Origin of the sequence: Streptomyces sp. NPDC048288 (genome assembly GCF_043201555.1) — a bacterium.
Classification (GTDB): Bacteria; Actinomycetota; Actinomycetes; order Streptomycetales; family Streptomycetaceae; genus Streptomyces.
The window spans coordinates 298,974-321,042 of sequence record NZ_JBICZD010000006.1 but is presented as its reverse complement, the minus strand read 5'-3'; the positions used below and the strand labels follow the sequence as shown (position 1 = coordinate 321,042).

General features: G+C 72.6%; 23 protein-coding genes. 13 read left to right on the top strand and 10 right to left on the bottom strand.

From position 1 onward, the window contains the following. The first annotated feature begins 17 nt into the window (after positions 1–17). From ACGFZS_RS23420 to ACGFZS_RS23390, 7 genes are all read left to right on the top strand, one after another. Positions 18–272 (top strand): hypothetical protein, encoded by a 255-nt coding sequence (locus tag ACGFZS_RS23420; RefSeq protein ID WP_359225336.1) that lies wholly within the window; start codon positions 18–20, stop codon positions 270–272. Further along, positions 269–637, top strand: a complete 369-nt coding sequence (locus tag ACGFZS_RS23415) for a helix-turn-helix domain-containing protein (RefSeq protein ID WP_393796761.1) — start codon at positions 269–271, stop codon at positions 635–637. The genes ACGFZS_RS23420 and ACGFZS_RS23415 overlap by 4 nt, the downstream gene beginning before the upstream one ends. Positions 638–764: 127 nt before the next feature. Next, a complete protein-coding gene (gene uraD, locus ACGFZS_RS23410) occupies positions 765–1,274 on the top strand; it encodes a 2-oxo-4-hydroxy-4-carboxy-5-ureidoimidazoline decarboxylase (protein WP_393796760.1) in 510 nt (169 codons plus the stop codon). 7 nt (positions 1,275–1,281) lie between these two features. After that, positions 1,282–1,704: a hydroxyisourate hydrolase gene (gene uraH / locus ACGFZS_RS23405; RefSeq protein WP_393796759.1), complete on the top strand. Its 423-nt coding sequence runs from the start codon at positions 1,282–1,284 to the stop codon at positions 1,702–1,704. Positions 1,705–1,710: 6 nt separating this feature from the next. Further along, a complete protein-coding gene (gene pucL / locus ACGFZS_RS23400) occupies positions 1,711–2,643 on the top strand; it encodes a factor-independent urate hydroxylase (RefSeq protein ID WP_393796758.1) in 933 nt (310 codons plus the stop codon). 115 nt (positions 2,644–2,758) lie between these two features. After that, on the top strand, positions 2,759–4,135 hold the full coding sequence (locus ACGFZS_RS23395; RefSeq protein WP_393796757.1) for an 8-oxoguanine deaminase: 1,377 nt from the start codon (positions 2,759–2,761) through the stop codon (positions 4,133–4,135). Between the two features lie 280 nt (positions 4,136–4,415). Continuing rightward, a complete protein-coding gene (locus ACGFZS_RS23390; protein WP_393797010.1) occupies positions 4,416–5,747 on the top strand; it encodes a nucleobase:cation symporter-2 family protein in 1,332 nt (443 codons plus the stop codon). Here ACGFZS_RS23390 and ACGFZS_RS23385 read toward each other — a convergent pair. Next, on the bottom strand, positions 5,732–6,538 hold the full coding sequence (locus tag ACGFZS_RS23385) for a chitosanase (RefSeq protein WP_393796756.1): 807 nt from the start codon (positions 6,536–6,538) through the stop codon (positions 5,732–5,734). The two genes, ACGFZS_RS23390 and ACGFZS_RS23385, sit on opposite strands and share 16 nt — an antisense overlap. 109 nt (positions 6,539–6,647) lie before the next feature. Next, positions 6,648–7,445 (bottom strand): helix-turn-helix domain-containing protein, encoded by a 798-nt coding sequence (locus ACGFZS_RS23380; protein ID WP_393796755.1) that lies wholly within the window; start codon positions 7,443–7,445, stop codon positions 6,648–6,650. A gap of 94 nt (positions 7,446–7,539) precedes the next feature. Here ACGFZS_RS23380 and ACGFZS_RS23375 point away from each other — a divergent pair, with 94 nt between their 5' ends. Beyond that, positions 7,540–8,406: an NAD(P)H-binding protein gene (locus tag ACGFZS_RS23375; protein WP_393796754.1), complete on the top strand. Its 867-nt coding sequence runs from the start codon at positions 7,540–7,542 to the stop codon at positions 8,404–8,406. Positions 8,407–8,806: 400 nt separating this feature from the next. On the opposite strand, the gene ACGFZS_RS23370 is transcribed toward ACGFZS_RS23375, so the two are convergent. Further along, a complete protein-coding gene (locus tag ACGFZS_RS23370; RefSeq protein WP_393796753.1) occupies positions 8,807–10,144 on the bottom strand; it encodes an MFS transporter in 1,338 nt (445 codons plus the stop codon). 217 nt (positions 10,145–10,361) lie between these two features. Between ACGFZS_RS23370 and ACGFZS_RS23365 the strand changes: the two genes are divergently transcribed. Next, positions 10,362–10,763, top strand: a complete 402-nt coding sequence (locus ACGFZS_RS23365) for a helix-turn-helix domain-containing protein (protein ID WP_359225314.1) — start codon at positions 10,362–10,364, stop codon at positions 10,761–10,763. A 27-nt stretch (positions 10,764–10,790) separates the two neighbouring features. Here ACGFZS_RS23365 and ACGFZS_RS23360 read toward each other — a convergent pair whose 3' ends face one another. The 4 genes from ACGFZS_RS23360 to ACGFZS_RS23345 all read right to left on the bottom strand — a co-directional run bounded on the left by ACGFZS_RS23360 (position 10,791) and on the right by ACGFZS_RS23345 (position 13,922). Then, positions 10,791–11,213 carry an acyl-CoA thioesterase gene (locus tag ACGFZS_RS23360; protein ID WP_393796752.1) on the bottom strand — a complete coding sequence of 141 codons (423 nt, stop codon included), beginning with the start codon at positions 11,211–11,213 and terminating at the stop codon, positions 10,791–10,793. A gap of 57 nt (positions 11,214–11,270) precedes the next feature. Further along, complete coding sequence (locus tag ACGFZS_RS23355) at positions 11,271–11,891, bottom strand: hypothetical protein (RefSeq protein ID WP_393796751.1); 621 nt, start codon at positions 11,889–11,891, stop codon at positions 11,271–11,273. A gap of 116 nt (positions 11,892–12,007) precedes the next feature. Continuing rightward, the gene (locus ACGFZS_RS23350) at positions 12,008–12,607 is read right to left on the bottom strand and encodes a histidine phosphatase family protein (RefSeq protein ID WP_359225307.1); all 600 of its coding nucleotides are present in this window, start codon (positions 12,605–12,607) and stop codon (positions 12,008–12,010) included. A 106-nt stretch (positions 12,608–12,713) separates the two neighbouring features. After that, complete coding sequence (locus ACGFZS_RS23345) at positions 12,714–13,922, bottom strand: pyridoxal phosphate-dependent aminotransferase (protein ID WP_393796750.1); 1,209 nt, start codon at positions 13,920–13,922, stop codon at positions 12,714–12,716. An 82-nt stretch (positions 13,923–14,004) separates the two neighbouring features. On the opposite strand from ACGFZS_RS23345, the gene ACGFZS_RS23340 reads away from it, so the two are divergent. After that, the gene (locus tag ACGFZS_RS23340; protein WP_393796749.1) at positions 14,005–14,631 is read left to right on the top strand and encodes a winged helix-turn-helix transcriptional regulator; all 627 of its coding nucleotides are present in this window, start codon (positions 14,005–14,007) and stop codon (positions 14,629–14,631) included. 42 nt (positions 14,632–14,673) lie between these two features. On the opposite strand, the gene ACGFZS_RS23335 is transcribed toward ACGFZS_RS23340, so the two are convergent. The 3 genes from ACGFZS_RS23335 to ACGFZS_RS23325 all read right to left on the bottom strand — a co-directional run bounded on the left by ACGFZS_RS23335 (position 14,674) and on the right by ACGFZS_RS23325 (position 18,401). After that, the gene (locus tag ACGFZS_RS23335) at positions 14,674–15,534 is read right to left on the bottom strand and encodes a hypothetical protein (RefSeq protein WP_393796748.1); all 861 of its coding nucleotides are present in this window, start codon (positions 15,532–15,534) and stop codon (positions 14,674–14,676) included. Then, positions 15,534–16,799 (bottom strand): VWA domain-containing protein, encoded by a 1,266-nt coding sequence (locus tag ACGFZS_RS23330; protein WP_393796747.1) that lies wholly within the window; start codon positions 16,797–16,799, stop codon positions 15,534–15,536. Before ACGFZS_RS23330 ends, ACGFZS_RS23335 begins: the two co-directional genes overlap by 1 nt. 96 nt (positions 16,800–16,895) lie before the next feature. Beyond that, positions 16,896–18,401: an IucA/IucC family protein gene (locus tag ACGFZS_RS23325; RefSeq protein ID WP_393796746.1), complete on the bottom strand. Its 1,506-nt coding sequence runs from the start codon at positions 18,399–18,401 to the stop codon at positions 16,896–16,898. A gap of 93 nt (positions 18,402–18,494) precedes the next feature. Here ACGFZS_RS23325 and ACGFZS_RS23320 point away from each other — a divergent pair, with 93 nt between their 5' ends. The 3 genes from ACGFZS_RS23320 to ACGFZS_RS23310 all read left to right on the top strand — a co-directional run bounded on the left by ACGFZS_RS23320 (position 18,495) and on the right by ACGFZS_RS23310 (position 21,970). Continuing rightward, a complete protein-coding gene (locus tag ACGFZS_RS23320) occupies positions 18,495–20,054 on the top strand; it encodes an IucA/IucC family protein (RefSeq protein WP_393796745.1) in 1,560 nt (519 codons plus the stop codon). Positions 20,055–20,144: 90 nt separating this feature from the next. After that, positions 20,145–20,969 (top strand): SDR family NAD(P)-dependent oxidoreductase, encoded by an 825-nt coding sequence (locus tag ACGFZS_RS23315; protein WP_393796744.1) that lies wholly within the window; start codon positions 20,145–20,147, stop codon positions 20,967–20,969. 143 nt (positions 20,970–21,112) lie between these two features. Beyond that, on the top strand, positions 21,113–21,970 hold the full coding sequence (locus ACGFZS_RS23310) for a hypothetical protein (RefSeq protein WP_393653881.1): 858 nt from the start codon (positions 21,113–21,115) through the stop codon (positions 21,968–21,970). Positions 21,971–22,069 lie beyond the last annotated feature (99 nt).

Here is a 22,069-nt window from a genome sequence, read left to right as displayed (position 1 = left end):
CGCGTTAGGTTGAGCGCGTGCGATTGAGAGTGGAGTTCACGACCGAGCCCTTCGACCTCGACGAGGCCCCCGCGCACGCGCTGGTCGCCCGTGAGGTCATCGAGGCGGCCGAGCTGGACGCGGTGGACGTCGGGCCGTTCGGGAACACGGCGGAGGGCGGCGCCGACGCCGTGCTCACCGCCCTGGACGCGCTGCTGCGCCGGAGCCTGGCGGCCGGGGCCACCCGGATCTCGCTCCAGGTCAACGTGGTGGGGGAGGGTGAGGGCCGGTGACCGGACATGGCGACGAGCCCTTCATCACGGCCGTGAAGCCGCTGGTCGACGCCATGGGCGGGGAGATGGTCCCGCCGGACGAGGCCGGCCCCGACGACGTGGTGCTCGCCTGGGAGGGCGCCGACGTGGTCGCCGTACGGCTGCCCCAGCTCGCGGACTCCCTCGACCACATCCTGGCCGCCATGGAGCGCAAGCAGGGCAAGCCGCTGGCCGACCTGGACCGCAAGGCCAAGCAGGAGGTCGTCCGCATACTGGAGGCGCGCGGCGCCTTCTCCGTACGGCACGGCGTGGAGACCGTGGCGAGCGCGCTCGGGGTGAGCCGCTTCACCGTCTACAACTACCTCAACCGCGAGAAGGAGAGCTGAGCCCGGACTCCCGGGCGGGGGGTTGTTACGCGGAATTTTCAACAAAGTGTTGACGCGGTGTTCCGGAGGGCGTTAGCTGACGGCAGCCCGTTCAGCACGAAGGCCGCCTACGGCCACGGAGGCTCCCGTGACAGCGACTTCCACGCCCCCGGGCCTGGCCCGGTTCAACGATCTGGAGGAGCGCGCGGCCCGCGCCGCCCTCCACGAGGCGTGCGCCTCCACGGCCTGGGCCCGGCACCTGCTCGCCGCCCGGCCCTACGCCACTCCCGAGGCCCTCTACTCCGCCAGCGACGCCGCCATGGCCGAACTGGACACCGCGGACCTCGCGGAGGCCATGGCCGGACACCCGCCGATCGGCCGCCCCGAGCCGGGCGACCCGACCTCGGCCCGGGAGCAGTCCGGCATGGCCGGCGCCGCCGAGGCGCTCAAGGCCGAGATGCTCGAACTCAACCTGGCCTACCAGGAGCGGTTCGGCCATGTCTTCCTGATCTGCGCCACCGGCCGCAGCGGCGAGGAGATGCGGGACGCGGCCAAGGAGCGGATCGGCAACGCGCCCGAGCGGGAACGGGAGATCGTCCGCACCGAGCTGGGCAAGATCAACCGTATCCGGCTCGCCCGCATCGTCGAAGAGGACTGACCGCAGCATGAGCACCCGCACCACCGCCTCCGTGTCCACCCACATCCTGGACACCAGCGTCGGCCGCCCCGCCGCCGGCGTCGCCGTCCGGCTCTCCGCCCGCGGCGGCCGGGAGGCGGACTGGCAGGCGCTCGGCGGCTCCGCGACCGACACGGACGGCCGGTGCAAGGACCTCCCGGACCTGCCGGAGGGGACGACACACGTACGGCTCGACTTCGCGGTGGAGCCGTATTTCGAAAAGCACCAGCAGAAGGACCAGCAGAAGCACCAGCAAGCCGATGCGCAGCAGGACGCCCCCGCGAACCGGGACAGCGGACCGGCCGTGTTCTTCCCGGAGGTGGCGATCACGTTCGCCGTCGTACCGGGCGAGCACTACCACGTACCGCTGCTGCTCAACCCGTTCGGCTACTCCGTTTACCGAGGGAGCTAGCTACACATGCCTACGATTCTTGGACAGAACCAGTACGGCAAGGCCGAGAACCGGGTCGTCAAGATCACGCGGGACGGCGCCACCCACCACATCAAGGACCTCAACGTCTCCGTGTCGCTCTCCGGCGACATGGACGAGGTCCACTACTCCGGCTCCAACGCCAACGTCCTGCCGACCGATACCACCAAGAACACGGTGTACGCGTTCGCCAAGGAGCACGGCATCGAGTCCGCCGAGCAGTTCGGCATCCACCTCGCCCGGCACTTCGTGACCTCGCAGGAGCCCATCCACCAGGCCCGGATCCGCATCGAGGAGTACGCTTGGGAGCGCATCGAGGCCTCTGACGCCCACTCGAACTTCATCGGCGCCGACGAGGTCAAGCACTCGTTCGTGCGCCAGGGCCAGGAGACCCGGCTGACGCAGATCACGTACGACGGTGCGTCATGGGAGGTCGTCTCCGGCCTGAAGGACCTGGTCGTGATGAACTCGACCAACTCCGAGTTCTGGGGCTACGTCAAGGACAAGTACACGACCCTGCCCGAGGCGTACGACCGCATCCTGGCCACCCAGGTCTCCGCCCGCTGGCGGTTCAACTGGACCGACGACGAGCAGAAGATGCCCCCCTGGGAGAAGTCCTACGAGCAGACGAAGAAGCACATGCTCCAGGCCTTCGCCGAGACCTACTCGCTCTCGCTCCAGCAGACCCTGTACCAGATGGGTTCGCGGATCATCAACAACCGGGGCGAGATCGACGAGGTCCGCTTCTCGCTGCCCAACAAGCACCACTTCCTCGTCGACCTGGAGCCGTTCGGGCTCAAGAACGCGACCGAGGACGGTGCCGTGTACTACGCCGCCGACCGGCCCTACGGCCTGATCGAGGCGACCATCCTCCGCGACGGCTGCGAGGCGAGGATCCCGGTGGACCTCACCAACCTCTGACCCACCCTTTCTCGGCACCCGCGGCCGGGGAGCCCCACTCCCCGGCCGCGGCACTCAAATCCCCAGGGTCCTGCCGTGCCCACTCCCCAAGTCCACTGAGCGAAAAGGACGAATCATGGCAGCAGACCGGCGCACCGTCATCGAGAACTGTTCGATCGCGACCGTCGACGCCCACGACACCGAGTACGCCGACGGGTACGTCGTCATCGCCGGCCACCGCATCGAGTCGCTCGGCGCGGGCAAGGCCCCCGAGGACCTGGAGAACGTCGAGCGCCGCATCGACGCCACCGGCCACCTGGTGACCCCCGGCCTGGTCAACACCCACCACCACTACTACCAGTGGATCACCCGGGGCCTGGCCACCGACCACAACCTCTTCAACTGGCTGGTCGCGCTGTACCCGACCTGGGCGCGGATCGACGAGCAGATGGTCTACGCGGCCGCGCAGGGCTCGCTCGCGATGATGGCCCGGGGCGGCGTGACCACCGCCATGGACCACCACTACGTCTACCCGAAGGACTCCGGCGACCTCTCCGGCGCGATCATCCGCGCCGCCCGCGAGACGGGCGTCCGCTTCACCCTCGCCCGCGGCTCGATGGACCGCAGCGAGAAGGACGGCGGCCTGCCCCCGGACTTCGCCGTCGAGACCCTCGAAGGCGCCCTCACCGCGACCGAGGCCACCGTGAAGGAGTACCACGACGCCTCCTTCGACGCGATGACCCAGGTGGCCGTGGCCCCCTGCTCGCCCTTCTCCGTCTCCACCGAACTCCTCCGCGAGGGCGCCGAGTTGGCCCGCCGGCTCGGGGTGCGCCTGCACACGCACGGCTCGGAGACGGTCGAGGAGGAGAAGTTCTGCCACGAGCTGTTCGGGATGGGCCCGACCGACTACTTCGAGTCCACCGGCTGGCTCGGCGAGGACGTGTGGATGGCGCACTGCGTCCACATGAACGACTCCGACATCGCCGCGTTCGGGCGGACGAAGACCGGTGTCGCCCACTGCCCGTCCTCCAACGCCCGCCTCGCGGCCGGCATCGCCCGCGTCCCCGACATGCTCGCCGCCGGCGTCCCGGTCGGCCTCGGCGTCGACGGCACCGCGTCCAACGAGTCCGGCGAACTCCACACCGAACTCCGCAACGCGCTGCTGATCAACCGCCTCGGCGCGCACCGGGAAGCGGCCCTGAACGCCCGTCAGGCGCTGCGCCTCGGCACCTACGGCGGCGCCCAGGTCCTCGGCCGGGCAGGCCAGACCGGCTCCCTGGAACCCGGCAAGCTCGCCGACCTGGTGCTCTGGAAGCTGGACACCCTCGCCCACGCCTCCATCGCCGACCCGGTCACCGCCCTGGTCCTCGGCGCCGCCGCTCCGGTCACCGCCTCCTTCGTGAACGGCCGTCAGATCGTCGAGGCGGGCCGCCTGCTGCACGTCGACGAGGACGCGATCGCCCGCTCCACGCGGGTCGAGGCCCAGCGGCTGGCGCGCATCGCCGCCCAGTAACTCCACTTCTCCGCAAGGCACTTGAACTCCGACTGGGAGGGACGGCTCCCGGTCGGTAGCCGTGGACCCGCAACGGTCCACGGCGGCCGTCTCCTGGGCGCGTGCGCCGGTCGCGCGCGCCCGGGAACGGTCACCGTCCTCCTCTCGGGTCCCGCACGACCTGGATCACCCGCACCACCTCCCTGACATCCGCGTCAGAGCCGACGTGTAACCGACCGGAGGAGCCGCCGTGTCCACGCAAGAAGTGCATCCCGTCGACGAGAAACTCCCCGCCCTGAAAATGGCGACCACGGGTCTGCAGCACGTGGCCGCCATGTACGCTGGGGTGGTCGCCCCGCCCCTGATCGTCGGCGCGGCCATCGGCCTGTCCGGCACCGAACTGACCTTCCTCACCGGCGCCTGCCTCTTCACCGCCGGCCTCGCCACCTTCCTGCAGACCCTCGGCGTCTGGAAGATCGGCGCCCGGCTGCCCTTCGTCAACGGCGTCACCTTCGCCGGGGTCGCCCCGATGACCGCGATCGCCGCCGCCACCCACGACAAGGCCGACGCCCTGCCGGTCATCTTCGGCGCGGTGATCGTCGCCGGCCTCCTCGGCTTCCTCGCCGCCCCCTTCTTCAGCAAGGCGGTCCGCTTCTTCCCGCCCGTCGTCACCGGTACGGTCATCACCCTCATCGGCGTCTCGCTGCTCCCGGTGGCCTTCGGCTGGGCGCAGGGCCCCGACCCGGCCGCGCACGACTACGGTTCGGCGACCTACCTGGGCCTGGCCGCCGCGACCCTTCTCATCGTGCTGCTCCTGCGCCGCTTCACCCGCGGCTTCGTGAAGCAGATCGCCGTGCTGATCGGCCTGGTCGCGGGCACGCTCGTCGCGATCCCGTTCGGGGTCACGGACTTCGGCCCGGTCGCGGACGCGGACGTCGTCGGCTTCCCGACGCCCTTCCACTTCGGCGCCCCGCAGTTCCACATCGCCGCGATCCTGTCCATGTGCGTGGTGATGGTGGTCTCGATGACCGAGTCGACCGCGGACATGCTGGCGCTGGGCGAGATCGTCGAACGCCCCGCCGACGAGCGGACGATCGCGGCCGGGCTGCGCGCCGACACCCTCGGCTCGGCGCTCAGCCCGCTCTTCAACGGGTTCATGTGCAGCGCCTTCGCGCAGAACATCGGGCTGGTCGCGATGACCCGGATCCGCAGCCGGTTCGTGGTCGCGGCCGGCGGCGGCTTCCTCGTCCTGATGGGGCTGTGCCCGACGGCCGCCTCCCTCATCGCCGTCGTGCCCCGGCCGGTGCTGGGCGGCGCGGGCGTGGTGCTGTTCGGCTCGGTGGCGGCCAGCGGTATCCAGACCCTGGTCAGGGCGGGCCTGGAGAAGGACGAGAACGTCCTGATCGTCGCCGTCTCGCTCGCCGTCGGCATCGTCCCGATCACCGCCCCCGACTTCTACCACGCGTTCCCGCAGACCGCCCGGATCGTCCTGGACTCGGGCATCTCGACGGGCTGCGTGGCGGCCGTGGCACTCAACCTGGTCTTCCACCACCTCGGCCGGCGGCCCGAGGCGGCGAAGGGTACGACGGCGACGGCCGCCGTACCCCGCCCGGCACCTCAGTCGATCTCGTAACTGTCCCCGTACACCTTCCACTTGAGCGGGGTGTCCAGGTCGAAGTTGCCCGCCTTGAGGAAGACCCGCTGGGCCGTCTCGACCCGGCTGACGTCCCGGTGGGCGGCCTCCTGCTTCATCGCCCACACCCGGGCGTCCAGGAAGGCGTTGAGGTACTTGCGCCGGCCGCCGCCGTCCGCCGGGGTGTCCGCGTGCCTGCGGGCGCGGGCACGGATGCCGCCGAAGCTGACGGCGTCCGTGCCGGGGCCGTGCATGACCATCGCGTCGTAGTAGACGAACTGCCCGAGCGTGCCGAGACCGTCCTTCTTGGCACGCGCCACGGCCGGGTCGAAGTAGACGCGGTCGCGTTCATGGCGCTGTGCCCTGCGGAAGGCCGTCGTCCTCGCCGCCTTCCGCCAGGCGGCGGGGAAGCCCGCCAGCCCCCGGTGGCTGTCGGTGCCGTTCACCTTCCGCAGCGCGGGCAGGTAGGTTGCCAGCGGATTGTCCGCGTCCCACTCCGTGTACAGCTCGACCAGCGTCAGCATGTCGCCCGTACCGGAGCAGAAGCCGATGATCCCGCCGGTGTAGCCGCGTCCGTCGCCGATGTCCTCCAGGTACTTGTACTGCGCCTGCCAGTTCAGCGACGAGTTCTCCGCGCTGCTCACCAGCCGCATCGCGATGTCCTTCTTCACCGGGTCCGCAAGCCCGGCCGCGTCCGCCGCCTCGGCCGCGGGCCATTGCGAGGTCAGCAGCGCGGCTCCCAGGGTGGCGAACAGCGTGCGGCGGGCGGCACGTGCGTGCAGGATCGGCACAGGAACTCCCAAGCAGGGGGCTGTCAAAGGATGTCGAGACTGGCGCGGCAACTTGGGAAAGCCGTGGGGCGGCGATAGGAAGTCACTGTGAGCCGGCGGGCGGCCGGATTCAGTGGCGGCGGACGGCCCGGCAGGGTGCCGCCGCGGGCAGCCGGCCGGTGAAGTAGGAGCGGGGCGGGACGCCCATGAGGGCGCGGAAGTCGGACGACATGTGCGACTGGTCGTAGTAGCCGGTGACGGCGGCCAGTTCGGCCCAGGAGACCTCGGTGGCATGGCTGACCACCGCCCGGACCCGGTCGATCCGGGCGTAGTGCTTGGGGGAGAGGCCGACCCCCTCGGTGAACAGGTTGCGCAACTGCCGCTCACTGACCGCCAGTTCACGTGCCGTACCGCGGACCGTGCCGGGCGGGCGGCCGGAGCGGACCGACAGCGCCGCGACGCCCGCGCGCACCAGCCCGGTGCGGCCGCCGTCCGCGACGGCGGCCAGCCGGTCCGGCAGCTCGTCCGCGAGCCGGGCCACCGCCTCCCGAGGCTCCAGCCACCGCAGCTCGTGCGCGAGCCCGCGGGCGGCCGCCCCGGGCACCGCCTCCAGCGGCAGCGACCGGCCCACCAGCTCGGCCGCCGGAAGCCCCAGCAGCGGACGGGCCGTACCGGGCGTGAGCCGCAGCTCCACGCAGGAGGAGAGGGACTTGCCCTCGTGGTACGAGGCTCGGACCCGCGGCCCGACGACCAGCACACCGCGGTGACCGTTCGCCGCGACCCGCAGGATCAACTTGGTGTCCGCGTCCGGGAGATGGACGTACGGCCCCCGCGCGGCGGCCTCGACGTCCAGGAGGCCGACGCGGGAGATCCAGGGGCGCAGCGGGCGGGGCACGGGCAGCGTCCGCGGGAACACGGCGTTCGTCACCCCTTCACGGTAGGTGCCGCGCGGGGCGGACGGGCGGCCGAGCCGTGCCGGATTTTCCTAGCCCCCCGGCCCGGCGCGGCCCACCGTGGTGGTCATGATCCTCGTGATGGGTGCCACGGGCACCACAGGCGGTGAAGTCGTACGACAGCTCGCGGCGCGCGGCGCGAAGGTGCGCGCCCTGACCCGGGACCCGGCACGGGCCCAGCTGCCCCCGGGGGCGGAGGCGGTGCCGGGGCACCACCGTGACCCGGCCTCGGTGGCGGCGGCCATGGTGGGCGCCGAATCGGCCTTCCTGGTCGGCGTGTTCGGGCCGGACGACTCCGACCACGACCGGGCCCTGCCGGCGGCGGCCCGGGCCGCCGGGGTGCGGCGGCTCGTGAAGCTCTCCGGCATCGGCTGCGGCGACCCCGCCGTCGGTCCGGTCGGCACCTGGCACATGGCGGGCGAACAGGCCGTGCGGGACAGCGGCCTGGAGTGGACCGTGCTGCGTCCCTCGGCCTTCGCGTCGAACACGCGGGGCTGGGCGCCGGCGGTACGCTCGGGCGGGCCGGTGCCGAACCTGACCGGTACCGGCGGACAGGGCGTCGTCGACCCCCGCGACGTGGCCGAGGTGGCCGTCGCCGCGCTGCTCGACGCGCGGCACGACGGGCGGCACGCGGGGCGGACGTACACCCTGACCGGCCCCGAGGTGCTCAGCGTCCCCGACCAGGCCGCCGTCCTCGCCGAGATCCTCGGCCGCCCGGTCGGGACCCGCGAACTCACCTCGGACCAGGCCCGGGCGCACCTGCGGACCCTGGGCCTCGACGACACCTTCGTCGACGCCTCCGAGCAGAGCAGGGCCTTCGTACAGCAGGGCGGCAACGAGGTCGTCACCGACGACGTGCCCCGGCTGCTGGGGCGGCCGGCGCGGACCTACCGGGAGTGGGCCGCCGACCACAGGGACCTGTTCGCCGACGACTGAGACCGGCCGGGGCGGCTCGGGGGAGGGGCCCTGGGAGAAGGGCGGCCCGCTGGGGGCCCGCCGGGGTGGCCGGGCGGAGGTGGCCCGCCGGGGTGGCCGGGCGGAGGTGGCCCGCCGGGGTGGCCGGGCGGAGGTGGCCCGCCGGGGTGGCCGGGCGGAGGTGGCCCGCCCGGAGCGGCCCGGCCGGGCTCGGTCCCGGCCGGTGCTCGGTCATCGGAGGGCCGGCCGGCTCGGTCATCTCATGTCCGCCAGGCCAGGCCCAGGGCGGTTCGGTCTCCGGGGGGTCGCTCGGCTTGGTTCCGGTCGTGTTCGGTCCGGGTGGTTCGGTCGCCGGAGGGTCGGTCGGCTCGGTCCCGGCCGAGTTGGTCCCGCTGGCCCGGTCGCCGGAGGGTCGGCCGGCTCAGTCCCGCCCGGGCCGCAGCACGGTTGCCGCCAGGACCAGGGCCGCTGCCGCGAGGCCCACTGCCACTCGGAAGGCGAGCCGGTAGCCCTCGGCGGTGGCCGGGAGCAGCTCGGCGCCGTCGCGCAGCAGCGTGTCCGTGCGGCTCGCCGCCAGGGTCGACAGCACCGCGAGCCCCAGCGAACCGCCCACCACCTGCGTGGTGTTGAAGAGTCCCGAGGCCAGCCCGGCGTCCTCCCCGGGGGCGCCGGACATGGCCAGACCGGTCAGCGGGGGCATCGCGGCGGCGAACCCGGCGGCCAGCAGCAGCATGGGCGGCAGGACGTCGGCCGGGTAGGAACCGTCGGCGGGGGCCCGGCTCAGCAGCGCCATGCCGCCGGTGATCAGGACGAGGCCGGTCAGCAGCACCGGGTACGCGCCGAAGCGGCCGACCGTCCGCGCGGACAGGGTCGTCATCAGCAGCCCGATCGCCAAGGGCGCCGGCAGGAAGGCGAGACCGGTAGTCAACTCGTCGAATTCCAGGACGCGTTGGAGGTAGAGCGCGCCGATGAACTGGAAGCCGTACATCGTCGCCACCATCAGCACCTGCACGGCGTTCGCACCGGTCAGCAGCCGGGAGCGGAGCAGCCCCGGCCGCAGCAGCGGGCGGTCGGCGCGGAGCTGCCGGACGGTGAACGCCACGAAGAGGGCGAGGGCGAGCGCCGCCAGCAGCAGGGTGGCGGTCCTGCCACGGGCGCCGGAGCCGACGATGACGTACACCGTGAGCATCAACGCGCCGGTGACCAGCGCCGCGCCCGGGTAGTCGGCGCCGTCGCGGAGCCCGGCGCCGGGCTCGGGGGACAGCACCCGGACCGCCGCCAGCCAGGCGACCACGCCGATCGGCAGATTGATCAGGAAGATCCAGTGCCAGCCGGCCGCCTGGGTGAGCGCCCCGCCCAGGAACGTGCCCAGCGTGGCCCCGCCCGCCCCGACCGCGCTGAACACCGCGATGGCGCGGGCCTGTTCGCGCGGTTCGGGAAAGAGCGCCACCAGCATGCCGAGGACCACCGCCGAGGCCATCGCCCCGCCGACCCCCTGGACGGCCCGGGCCGCGACCAGCAGTTCCCGGCTCGTCGCCAGTCCGCAGAGCACGGAGGCCACGGTGAACACGGCGATCCCGGCCGTGAACATCCGCTTGCGGCCCAGCAGGTCACCCAGTCGGCCCGCCAGCAGGAGCAGCCCGCCGAACGGGATCAGATACGCGTTCACCACCCAGGCCAGCCCGGCCCCCGAGAAGCCCAGGTCCGTTTGCATCGCGGGCATCGCGACGGTCACGATGGTGCCGTCCAGGATCGTCATGAGGGCTCCCGCGCACAGCACGAGCAGAGAGGCCCAGCGGGAGTACGTTCGGTGCGGTGTGCGGGTCCGTGTCGGGATGAGAGCCGTCATGGCGGCGTGGCCTCCGATGGTCCGTAGTCTCCAGGGGAACCGTTGGTTTCTTTCGGTTCCTTGGTGCACGACTTGTAACGGAGTTCATCGTGGGTGACCATGGAGGCCGGCGTAAGGAGGCAGGTCGATGTCCCTGAGGAACACCGGTGTTACGTCGCAGGTCGTGAACGCGCACGCGTGCCCGGTCCGCGAGGTTCTTGACAGGGTGGCCGGCAAATGGAGCGTCCAGATCCTGGTCGCGGCCTCGCACGGCCCCATCCGCTTCACCGAGCTGGAGCGCGGCATCGAGGGCATCAGCCGCCGGATGCTCACCCTCACCCTGCGCAACCTGGAGCGGGACGGTCTGGTGACCCGCACCGTCCACCCGACGGTGCCCCCGAAGGTGGAGTACGAACTCACTCCGGTGGCCTACGAGCTGCACGAGACCCTGCAGCGGCTGACCGACTGGGCCGAGCGCAACCGCGGGTACATCGCGCAGGCGCGGGCGGCCTACGACGTCGAGCACAATCCCGAACTGCTCGACGCGTAGACGGAGTCCGAGGGACCCTGGACGTCCCTAGAACCCGAACAGCTCAGGGTCCGAGGTGAGTTCCTTGAAGATCTCGCGCGGATCGGCGACCAGCTTGCGGGCCTTCAGGTCCAGCAGTCCGCCGACCGCGTCGACCTCGGCGGCCAGTGTGCCGTCCGCCTTGGTCATCTTCTGCACGATCCGGAACACCTTGCCGCCGCTCCAGTCGAACGCACAGGTCACATCGACCTCGTCACCGGCGAGCAGCTCCCGCCTGTACCGGATGGTCGTCTCCAGCGCCACCGGGCCCACGCCCCGGCCGATCAGCCGGGCCTGGCTGACCCCGGCCGCCTGCAGCAGCGACCAGCGGGCGTGCTCCGCGTAGTTGATGTACACCGCCTGGTTCAGATGGCCCTGTACATCGGTCTCGTAACCACGGACCGTGACGCGGACGGAATACGGTTCGCTCACGACTTCCCTCTCTCGTGTACGACGCACTGATCTACCGTCCGCATCCTGGCACGCCCGTCACACCCGGCGGGGCGATGCCAGCAGATAGCGCGTTCTGGTCCGGGGCTCCGTGTACTCGCCGGTCTGCCAGCCGGCCTGCTCCAGCGTGGCCGCGCACGCCCACAGGCGCTCGCCCTCCGGTGCGTACACGGCGACCGCCTCCGGCTGCGGGGTCGCCCGCACCCGGTAGCCGGCGGTGTCCGGCCCCTCGGGCGGGTGCCCGGCCGCCTCCAGGGCGAGCGCGGCGGCCCGCACCAGATGCGCGCGCTCCCAGCCGCACGGCCGGTCCACGGCGCCGTCGGGGTTGGTCATCCGGCGCAGTTCAAGCAGCCCCTGCCAGGCGCTGTGCACCTCCCGCACGCGGGCGGGCCCGCCGTCGGCCGTCTCCTCGCCGCCGACGCGCGCCGCGAAGACCCCGTCCGGTTCCGGCGGGGCCGCCGCCAGGGGCTGCGCGGCCGCCTCCCGGGTCCGGTGCCCCGCCGGTGTCAGGAAGTGGTCGTGCGGCGGGCGCGGGTGCCGGAAGGCGAGGCCGTGCCGCACCAGGGCCGCCAGCTGTGCCTCCGTGCCGCGCAGCCGCCCGGTGACCGGGTCGGCGGCGTCGATGACCCGCCGCTGCGCGGCGGTGGGCGGTCGGGTCACGGCGTGCTCCTTCCCGGTGCCGAGCGGTACTGATCCCTTCTCCGAAGGCTACGACCGGGGACTGACAGCCGGGACTGACAAGGGGACTGACAGCCGGGACTGACAACAGGGCCGGGTCAGGTGCCCGGCCGGATGTTCCAGCCCGCGATCACCGGCCGGGCGTGCTCCGTGCCCAGCCGGCACAGCGTCCCGGTCGCCAGCTGGAAGAGGGCCCCGGCGGACGGCTCCAGGCCCAGGCGGCGGGCGGTGAGGACCCGCAGGAAGTGGCCGTGGGCCACCAGCAGCACGACCCCCTCCGTGTTGGCGAGGGCCGCGTCGACCTTGGCCAGCATCCGGTCGGCGCGCTCCCCGACCTGCTCCGGGGTCTCCCCGGGATGCTCCGGCGGACCCGGCGCGACCCCGTCCGTGAACAGGAACCAGCCCGGCCGGGTGCGCTGGATCTCGACGGTGGTCACGCCCTCGTAGCCGCCGTAGTCCCACTCCCGCAGATCGGCGTCCACGCGCGCGTCCGGCACCCCGATCAGCTCGGCGGTCTCCCGGGCCCGCTGCAGCGGGCTGACGAAGGCGGCGCCGATCCGGTGGGAACGGATCAACGGCACCAGCCGGCGCGCCTCCTCCCTCCCGTGCTCGGTGAGGGGGACGTCGGTCCAGCCGGTATGCCGTCCGGACCGCGACCACTCGGTCTCACCGTGCCGGACGAGGAAGACATCAGCCATACGTCAGAGGCTAAGAGCCCGGCGCTCCGGTTCGGCGCACGCACGCGCCCGGAGTCCGCACCCCGCATCCCCCGGAAGGAGCAACGAGCCCCGCCCGCCGCTGCCGCTACTGCCGGTAGCCGCTGAGGAACCGCCCGATCCGGCCGATCGCCGTCTCCAGGTCCTCCGCGTGCGGGAGGGTGAGGATGCGGAAGTGGTCCGGGGCGGGCCAGTTGAAGCCGGTGCCCTGGACGACCTGGATCTTCTCCTGGAGGAGGAGGTCCAGGACGAACTTCTCGTCGTCGTGGATCGGGTGCGCCTTGGGGTCGAGGCGCGCGAAGGCGTAGAGGGCGCCCTTCGGCTTGACGCAGGAGACACCGGGGATCTCGTTGAGCTTCTCCCACGCCACGTTGCGCTGCTCGTAGAGCCGTCCGCCGGGGGTGACGAGTTCGCGGATGGACTGGCGGCCGCCGAGCGCGGCCTGGATCGCGTACTGGGCGGGCGCGTTGGCGCACAGCCGCATGGAGGCCAGCATGGTGAGGCCCTCCAGGTAGTCCTTGGCGTGCTGCTTCGGGCCGGTGACGACCATCCAGCCCGAGCGGAAGCCGGCCACCCGGTACGTCTTGGACAGGCCGCAGAACGTGAGGACCACCAGGTCGGGGGCGAGCGCGGCGGCCGAGTGGTGGACGGCGTCGTCGTACAGGATCTGGTCGTAGATCTCGTCCGCGAAGACCATCAGGCCGTGCCGGCGGGCCAGGTCGAGGATGCCCTCCAGGATCTCCTTCGGGTAGACGGCGCCGGTCGGGTTGTTGGGGTTGATGATGACCACGGCCTTGGTGCGGTCCGTGATCTTCGACTCCATGTCGGCCAGGTCCGGGTACCAGTCGGCCTGCTCGTCGCAGAGGTAGTGCACCGCCCTGCCGCCGGCGAGGGTGGTCACCGCCGTCCAGAGCGGGAAGTCGGGGGCGGGGATGAGGATCTCGTCGCCGTCCTCGATCAGCGCCTGTACGGCCATCGACACCAGCTCGGAGACGCCGTTGCCGAGGAAGACGTCGTCGACGCCGACCTCCAGGCCCAGCGTCTGGTAGCGCCCCGCCACGGCCCGGCGGGCGGACAGGATGCCGCGCGAGTCGGTGTAGCCGTGCGCCTGCGGGAGCATCCGGATCATGTCCTGGAGGATCTCCTCCGGCGCCTCGAAGCCGAACACCGCGGGGTTGCCGGTGTTCAGCCGCAGCACGCTGTGGCCCGCCTCCTCCAGCGCGTTGGCGTGCTCGATCACCGGTCCGCGGATCTCGTAACAGACCTCGCTCAGCTTGTTGGACTGCCGGAACTCCATTGCGCCCCTCCGGAAACTCGTGTTGCTTGGTTTTACCAAGTGGGAGCTTGGAAAGTCCAACATCTTGTCTAGACTGCGTCGCATGCCACCTCGCCGAAGCTACGACCAGTACTGCTCCGCAGCCCGCGCCCTCGACGTCGTCGGCGACCGCTGGGCCCTGCTGATCGTCCGGGAGCTGCTCGCCGGCCCCCGCCGCTACACCGATCTGCACGCGGATCTGCCCGGGGTCAGCACGGACGTCCTCGCCTCCCGGCTGAAGGACCTGGAGCGCGACGGCATCACGGCCAGGCGGCGGCTTCCTCCGCCGGGTGCGGTGTACGTCTACGAACTCACCGCGCGCGGCCGGGAGTTGCTCCCGGTGCTGCAGGCGCTGGGCAAGTGGGGCGAGGCCGAGCTGGGCGAACGCCGGCCGACCGACGCCGTGCGCGCCCACTGGTTCGCGCTGCCGCTGCTGCGGGCCCTGGACGGCGAGGGCCTGGTCGAAGTCCGGCTGGGGGAGGGGGACTTCCATCTGCACGTCGGCGTGGAGGACGGCCCGGTGTACGGCGACGGTCCGGCGCCCCGCGAGCCCGACGCACGGCTCGCGCTCGACGCCGGGACCGGTACGGCCCTGGCCCGGGGCGAGTTGCGCCTGCTGGACGCGGTACGCGACGGGCGGGTGACGGTGACCGGCGACGGCACCCTGGCCAAGGCGCTGCGGGAGGCCTGACACGACGACCGGGCCCCCGTGGACGGGGGCCCGGTCGGTGGATCAGGCGCCCGGCGGCATCCGGGTCGGCCGTCCCGGCCCCCGTGTCAGCGCGTACCCGCCGATGCCCGCCAGCGCGGCCAGCACACCGCCGATCCCGGTCCACACCCAGCGGTCGGTCCACCACCCGGAGGACCAGCCGTCGTCGGGCTCGATGCTGGACAGCACCGCCGACTTCGTCGACGAGGAACCGTCCTCACCGGACGAGGAGTCCGACGCGGAGTCGGACGTGGCATCGGACGAGGAGTCCGACGCCGACGAGACCGCGATCCCGGGCACCAGCGGCTTCGCCAGCGAACCGTCCACCGCCGCCGAACCGCCGATGTCCTTGGAGTCCACCCGGACCTCGGCGCTCACCGGCTGGCCGAGGTCGGCCGAGGTCAGGTTCACCACGGTCAGCCGGATGTAGTACGTGCCGGGCAGCGGGTCGTTGGCCCACGGCTCCGACCAGGCCCGGACCGTCCGCATCACGCACGCCAGCTCCACCGACGCGGTGCCCGGCGCGGCGGTGCGGGTCTGCGCGCCGTACTGGCAGGACTGGCGGCGCCGCAGACCGTCGTACACGTCGATCTGCCAGGTCTGCGCCGCGTGCGAGTCGGGCAGCTTCACCGTGGCCTTGACGTCGGGGCGCCGGCCGGCGTCGGCGGCGAACGACCAGTACAGGTAGTCGCCGGTGGAGCCGCTGGCCGTCGCCTGCCGGCCCTGGTCGACCTCCGTGGCCGTACGGAAGGACGTGCCCGCCTGGGTGGGCGCGCCGCTGTCGTCCGAGGCGCTGGGCGAGGGCGAGGCGTCGTCGGCGACCGCCGGGCCCGCCGCCAGGCCCACCGCCAGCAGGGCGGCGCTCAACACACGTGTGATCCCCATCAGTTGGTCCTCCAGACCGCGACCCGCCAGCGCGACACCCAGCCCCACACCAGACCCGCGAGGAAGCCGGTCAGCACGAGCGCGCCGAGCAGCCACCAGCCGCGGCCGAGCCCGAAGGCGGCGACGTCGCTCGCCTTCGACGGCCCGTCCACCACGTCGACCGTCAGCTCGACCGGCAGACCGGGGCTGGTCTTCACCCCGGCCGCGGCCGAGAAGGAGTTGGTCACCTGGAGGCAGACGGTCTCCGGGGTGGTGTCCTCGTCGTCGTCGCTCTCGGCCTTCGGGTACCGCAGCCCGGTCGAGACGACGTCCGTACGGCCCGTGCCGGACGCCTCGCCGCGCACGATCTCCCGGCCGTGGACCGTCACCGCCCGCAGCAGGACACCGTAGTTGGCGTTGACGGCCCGGTCGGCGGCGACGCTCACCGAAGTCCGCAGCTCCTGGCCGGGGTCGACCTCGACCTTGTACCAGCGCTCCTGACCGAACTCCTCGCGGTCGGTGTACAGCCCCGACTTCAGCGTGGGCGCCGAGGAGCACTGGCCGGTGCCCTCGGTGGCCACCGGCGTCACCACGGGGTCCGCCGCCCGGTCCACCAACTGGCCGACCCGGTCGCTCAGTTCCTCCTTGTGCTGCACGGAGGTGTAGGTGCCGCCGGTCGCGTCCGCGATGCAGCTGAGCTGGTCACGGGTCTTGGCGTCCGGCACCAGACCGAGGGTGTCGATGGTCAGCCCGACGCCCTTGGCGGCGATCTCCCGGGCCACCTCGCACGGGTCCAGCGGCGGGCAGGTGTCCTCGCCGTCGCTGATCAGGACGATGCGGCGGGTCCCGTCACCGCCGTCGAGGTCGTCGGCCGCCTTCAGCAGCGCGGGGCCGATCGGGGTCCACCCGGTCGGCTGGAGCGTGGCGACGGCGGTCTTCGCCTCGGTGCGGTCCAGGGTGCTGACCGGGTAGAGCTGCGCGGTGTCCTTGCAGCCCGTCTTGCGGTCGTTGCCGTGGTAGTTGGCGCCGAGCGTGCGGATGCCGAGCTGGACCCCCTCGGGTGTCGCGTCCAGCACCTCGTTGAACGCCTGCTTGGCCGCGGCCATCCGCGTCCCGCCGTCGATGTCCGCCGTCCGCATGGAGCCGCTGACGTCCAGCACGAGCTCCACCTTGGGAGCGGCCTGGTCGGTCTCGTCGGCGACCGCGCCGCCGGGGAAGGCGACCCCGGCCCCCAGGGCGGCGAGCAGAGCGCAGACTCCTGCCGCCAGCCGTTGTGTTCTGATCATCGGCGGATCCTATTGATCAGAGGGGCCGGGCTCCAAAACGGGGTCCGGGCGCCGAAACGGGAGTGACCGGCAGGCCAACACCGGGCGGCGGACTCGTCAGAGGGTGTCGGCGAGCGGGTTGGGCAGCGCCGCCCACCGGTCCCCGGGCGTCTCCGGCGACAGCCGCATCAGCGTCAGCGCCTTGGCCGGGAGCGGGCCTTCGCGGAGGGCCGTCAGGTCCGGGGTCGCGGGCAGTCCCCGTACGGCCGTCGCCAGGGCCGTCGCCAGGGCCGGTCCGGAACCCGCCGTGGCCGCCAGCGCGCCCGCGACCAGGGAGCCGAACAGCTTGCGGCGCAGAGTCGTTTCGTCGTCCGTGACCAGGCGGCCCGTCAGGTCGGGCGGGGTGATGCCGTGGCGGGTCAGCCGGGCCGGGCTGAGCCGGATGTCGGCCAGGTCGCGGTAGACCAGGCGCAGGGGGCGTCCGGTCTCGGAGAGCACCACCAGGAGGTTCTGGCCGTGTGCCTCCAGGGCCACGCCGAGGTCCAGCAGCCGCAGTCCCACCGTCAGGGCGAGCCGGGTGAACTCGGCCAGCCAGGACGGCGATCCGGGGAGGCCGGTGGTGGCCAGGGCCGCCACCGGCAGGACCCGCTCGCCGGGCGCCGCGTACACCTTCGGCGACTCGCGCAGCAGCGCCGCCAGGTCGGGGGAGTGGGCGGTCGCCGCGCCCAGGGTCCGGGTGATGTGCAGCAGCCCGTCCGTGTGCGACGCCAGGTCCGTCGCGAACGCCGACAGGGTCACGGCCGCGCCCACCGAGTACGTCGAGATGTCCCGCACGGACGAGGTGAGCCGGGCGCTGAGCGCGGTCTTCACATGCGGACCGTCGGGCAGCGCGAGGGTGCGCAGGGACAGCAGCGGGTGCGCGGCCCGCCAGGGCACGGCGGAGCCGCCCTTGAGGACATGGGCGCTCTGCCACGGGTGCACGGGAATCAACAGCCGCCCCGCGTCCCGGAGTTCGTCCGGCCACTCCCCGGTCAGCAGACAGTCGCCGGCCGTCACCGGGACCGCCTCCAGCCGCACCACCGGCCGGTGCTCCGGCCCGTACGCCAGCTCCTCCGCCACCGAGAAACCGGGCCGGGAACGGCAGTTGGGGTGGAAGGGATGCCCGTCGACGACCCGCTGCTCCCACTCCCAGTCCCGGTCCGGCCACTCCTTCGGGCGAATCTCCCGATCGGCCCGCGACAGCGCCAACGAGGCCGCGCTGTGCGCGAGTTCGGCCGCGAACCCGGCCGAGTGCGGCCACCCCAGGTCGGTCATCAGCCGCGCCGGATCGTCGTACACCACCCCGTCCAGGCGCACCGCGGTCACATACCCGGCGGTGGCGTACGGGTCCGCGGGCGGGCCGTGCAGCGCCCGCCCGTCGGCCAGCCGTACGGCCAGGCTGTGCGCCCCGCGCACCCGGCGCGCCACCCACGGCAGCGGCTCGTGGGCCAGCGCCCGCCACAGCCGGGTCAGCACCGCCGCCCGCGCTCCGGGCAGCTCGGCCGTGTACCCGTCGACGAGTTCCGGCCGCGCCTCGGCCAGCTCGGCGGCGAGCCGGTTCTCGGTGGGGGAGGGACGGTGCACGGGAGGGCTCCTCGCAGGCGGGTACGACGGTCATGATGACCGGAGACGACAGACATACTGATCACGATCGGACTGTGTGGACGTAGAGAACGAATGGAACGCGTGGACCTCATGCCCCCCAGCGACGCCGTCGGAGAACGCGCCGACGCCTACGCTGCCGCCCCCCTGCTCAACTGCCTGCTGCGGGAGGTGGCCCAACCGCAACCGGACACCGGGGAAGGGGAACCGGGGGAACCGGGGAAACCGGGGGAGCCGCGGGTCTACCGGCTGCCCGGCGGCGGCCGGCTGCTGCGGGTGCACGGCGCGCGCCGGCCCGCCGAGCCCGAGGTGTACGCGGACGGTACCTGGCACCGCATCGGCCACACCGAGCTGGTGAAACTCGTCGCCGAGGAACTGCGCCGGCACACCGGGCTGTCCAACGGCGACCTGCCCGCCGAGATGATCGACAGCCGGGACGCGGTCGCCGCGCTGCTCACGGCACGCGCCCGGGCGACGGCGCCCGACGACCCGTATCTGCGCTCGGAGCAGTCCCTCATCACCGGCCATCCCTACCATCCCGCCCCCAAGGCGCGCGGCGGCGGCCCGGTCACCGCCTGGCTGCCCTACGCGCCCGAGGCGCACGCCCGGTTCCCGCTGGTGCTGCTCGCGGTGCGCGAGGACGAGGTGGCGGAGGAGGGCGACACCACCGCGCTGGACGCGCTGGCCGCCGTACCGGACGGCTACCGGCTGCTGCCCGCGCACCCCTGGCAGCTCGACCTGGTCGCCCGCGACCTCGCGCCTGCCTTCGCGGACGGACGGCTGCTGCGGCTGGGCGAGACCCCGTTCGCCACCTGGCCGACGGCCGCGATCCGCACGGTCTACGAGCCGGTGCGGGACCTGTTCCTCAAGTTCAGCCTGGATGTCCGGATCACCAACGACATCCGCCGGCTGTGGGCGCACGACCTGCGCAAGCTGCGCCGTACCGACACGGCCGCGACCGCCGCCTTCGCGGCCATGGACGGGCCCGCCGCCTGGCTCGGCGACCGCGGCTACCGCACCGCCCGCTTCGCCTTCGAGGAACTCGCCGTACTGGTCCGGGACGGCCTGCGCGGACCGCTGCTGCCCGGGGCGACCCCGCTGCTCGCCGCCGGCCTGGTGGAGGGCTACGACGGCGACCCGCTGGCCGCGACGGCCGACCCGGAGGCCTGGTGGGAGGCGTACCTGCGGGCGGTCGTACCCCCCGCGCTCACGGCCTTCGCCGACCACGGCGTGGTCCTGGAGGCGCATCTGCAGAACACCCTGGTCGCCGTCGACGCGGACGGCATGCCGGTGCAGGCGCTGTACCGGGACGCCGAGGGCGTGAAGCTGCTGGCCGACGTGGAGCGGGCGGCGGGCTGGGAGCGGCTGGTGTACTGCCTGGTCGTCAACCACCTGACCGAGGTCGCCGCCGCGCTCGCCGAGCGCCACCCCGGGTTCGAGCCATGGCCCGCGGCCCGGCGGGAGCTGGGACGGCACGGCCTGCCCGAGGCCGCCGAGCTGCTGGCCGCCCCGACCCTGCCCGGCAAGACCAACCTCCTGCTGCGCTGGACCGGCGCGGACGGGGCGGACGCCCGCTATCTGCCGCTGCCCAACCCCCTGGCACCGGACCACCCCGCCGGGAACGACCCCGCTTGAACGGATCGACACACGACTTGAACGGATCGACACAGAAGTGGGGCGCCGATAGCGTCGGACCATATGCCGTACGCCATGAAGGAAGGCACATTGTCTGAACTCGAGAGCGCCGGTGCGGGAAAAGTCGCCCTGGTGACCGGAGCGGCCCGCGGAATCGGTCGGCAGATCGCCATCACTTTGTCCAAGCACGGTTATCGACTGGGACTCGTGGACAAACTGGCGGCCGATCTCTCGGTCACCGCGGAACACATCGAACGGATGGGCGGCGAGGTCGTCACGGTGACCGGGGACGTCGCGGACCCGGAACACGCCGACCATTGCTGCGACACCGTGGAGAAGCGTTTCGAGCGTATCGACGTCCTGGTCAACAACGCCGGTTACGCGGGGCGGTTCGGCAGCTTCGCCGAGACCGATCCGGACGACTGGTGGGAGGTCATGACGACCAATGTGCGCGGGCCCATGCTGTGCTGCCGGCGGGTGGTGCCGGGCATGCTCGACCGGGGGCACGGGTACGTGGTCAACATCAACACCCGGGTGGCGGTCCGGGACGACGGGCCGCCGACCTTCAGCGCGCTGGCCGCGTCCAAGGCGGCCCTGGCCCGGTTCACCGGCGCCCTGGCGCACGAGACCGCGGGCCGGGGCGTCGTCGTGCTCGACCTCAACCCCGGCATGGTGCGCACCGCGATGACCGAGCAGCGCCCGGACTACGACGACATACCCGACCGGGCGTTCCTGCCCGTGACGGTGGGCGCGAAGGCGGTGGCCGCGCTGGTGTCCGGCCGGTACGACGCCCTGCACGGGCGGTTCGTCCATGCCCGCGACGACCTGGACGCACTGGCGAAGGCCGTGATCGACCTGCCGCGGGCCCGCGTCCTCGGGTTCGGCACCACCGGCCCCGACGATCCGGTCGGATAGGCGGTCCCGCGCGGCCAGGTGCAAGGGGTTCCGTCCGGCCCCGGCACCTGGCCGCTTCCTTTTTCCGCGCACCCGGCGGTGTTCATTGTTCGGGCGTCGGCCGGGGATGGAAATTCGAATTCGCCGACCATAGCCTTCCGGTTATGGATGAAAAACTCATCGGTCAAGCGATGCGTCAGCTCCAGATCTTCGCCGCCATGGTGTACTTCGCGCCGGAATACGACGAGGAATTGGGTGCGGCGGGCCTGGCCCCCGGTGTGATGTGCTATTTCGGCGGCAGAGCGGCACCGATGGGCGCGGTGCCCGCCTCGATGGTCCATGCCACGTTCTACAACTTCAATCCGGAACGGGTCCGGGAGCACATCCCCCGTGTGTGGGAGCTGGCCAGTCCGGTGAAACTGATCGAGGCCCGCCTCGTGGCCGCGGACCGTGCGCTGAAGCGGATGCTGGGCCCGGAGGTACTCGGTTCGCCCCGGGTCGCCGAGGCCGCCGACCTCGCGCGCCGCGCCGCGTCGGAGGCGGACACCGAAGGCCGCCCGCTGGCCGCCTCCCACCAGGAGCTGGAGTGGCCGGACGAGCCGCACATGGTGCTGTGGCAGGGCGTGGCGATCCTGCGCGAGCACCGGGGCGACGGGCATATCGCCGCACTGGTCGACGCCGGCCTCGGCGGGCTGCAGTCGATGGTCAGCCACTCCGCGACCCGGGCCGGGTTCCTGCCGTCCTTCGCGCAGTCGCACCGCGGCTGGTCCGAGGAGCAGTGGAACACCGCCGTCGGGGAACTGTGCGAGCGTGGCCTGGTGGACGCGGCCGGTGACATCACCGAGCGGGGCTCGGCGGTACGGGCCCGGGTGGAGGCGGACACCGACCGGCTGGCGGCCGTGCCCTGGCGGGCCCTGGGGGCGGAGGGCACCCAGCGGCTGACCGAGATCGGCTGCGAACTGTCCGGGGAGCTGGTGGCGGCGGGCTGTCTGCCGTCCGAAGGGGTGTTCTTCCCGCGCTGACGGCCGTGCGGCGGCGGGGGGGGGGGGGGGGGGGGCGCGGGGCGGGGGGGGGGGGCCGCCCCCCCCCCCCCGCCCCCCGGCGCGCTCCTCCGCCCTCTT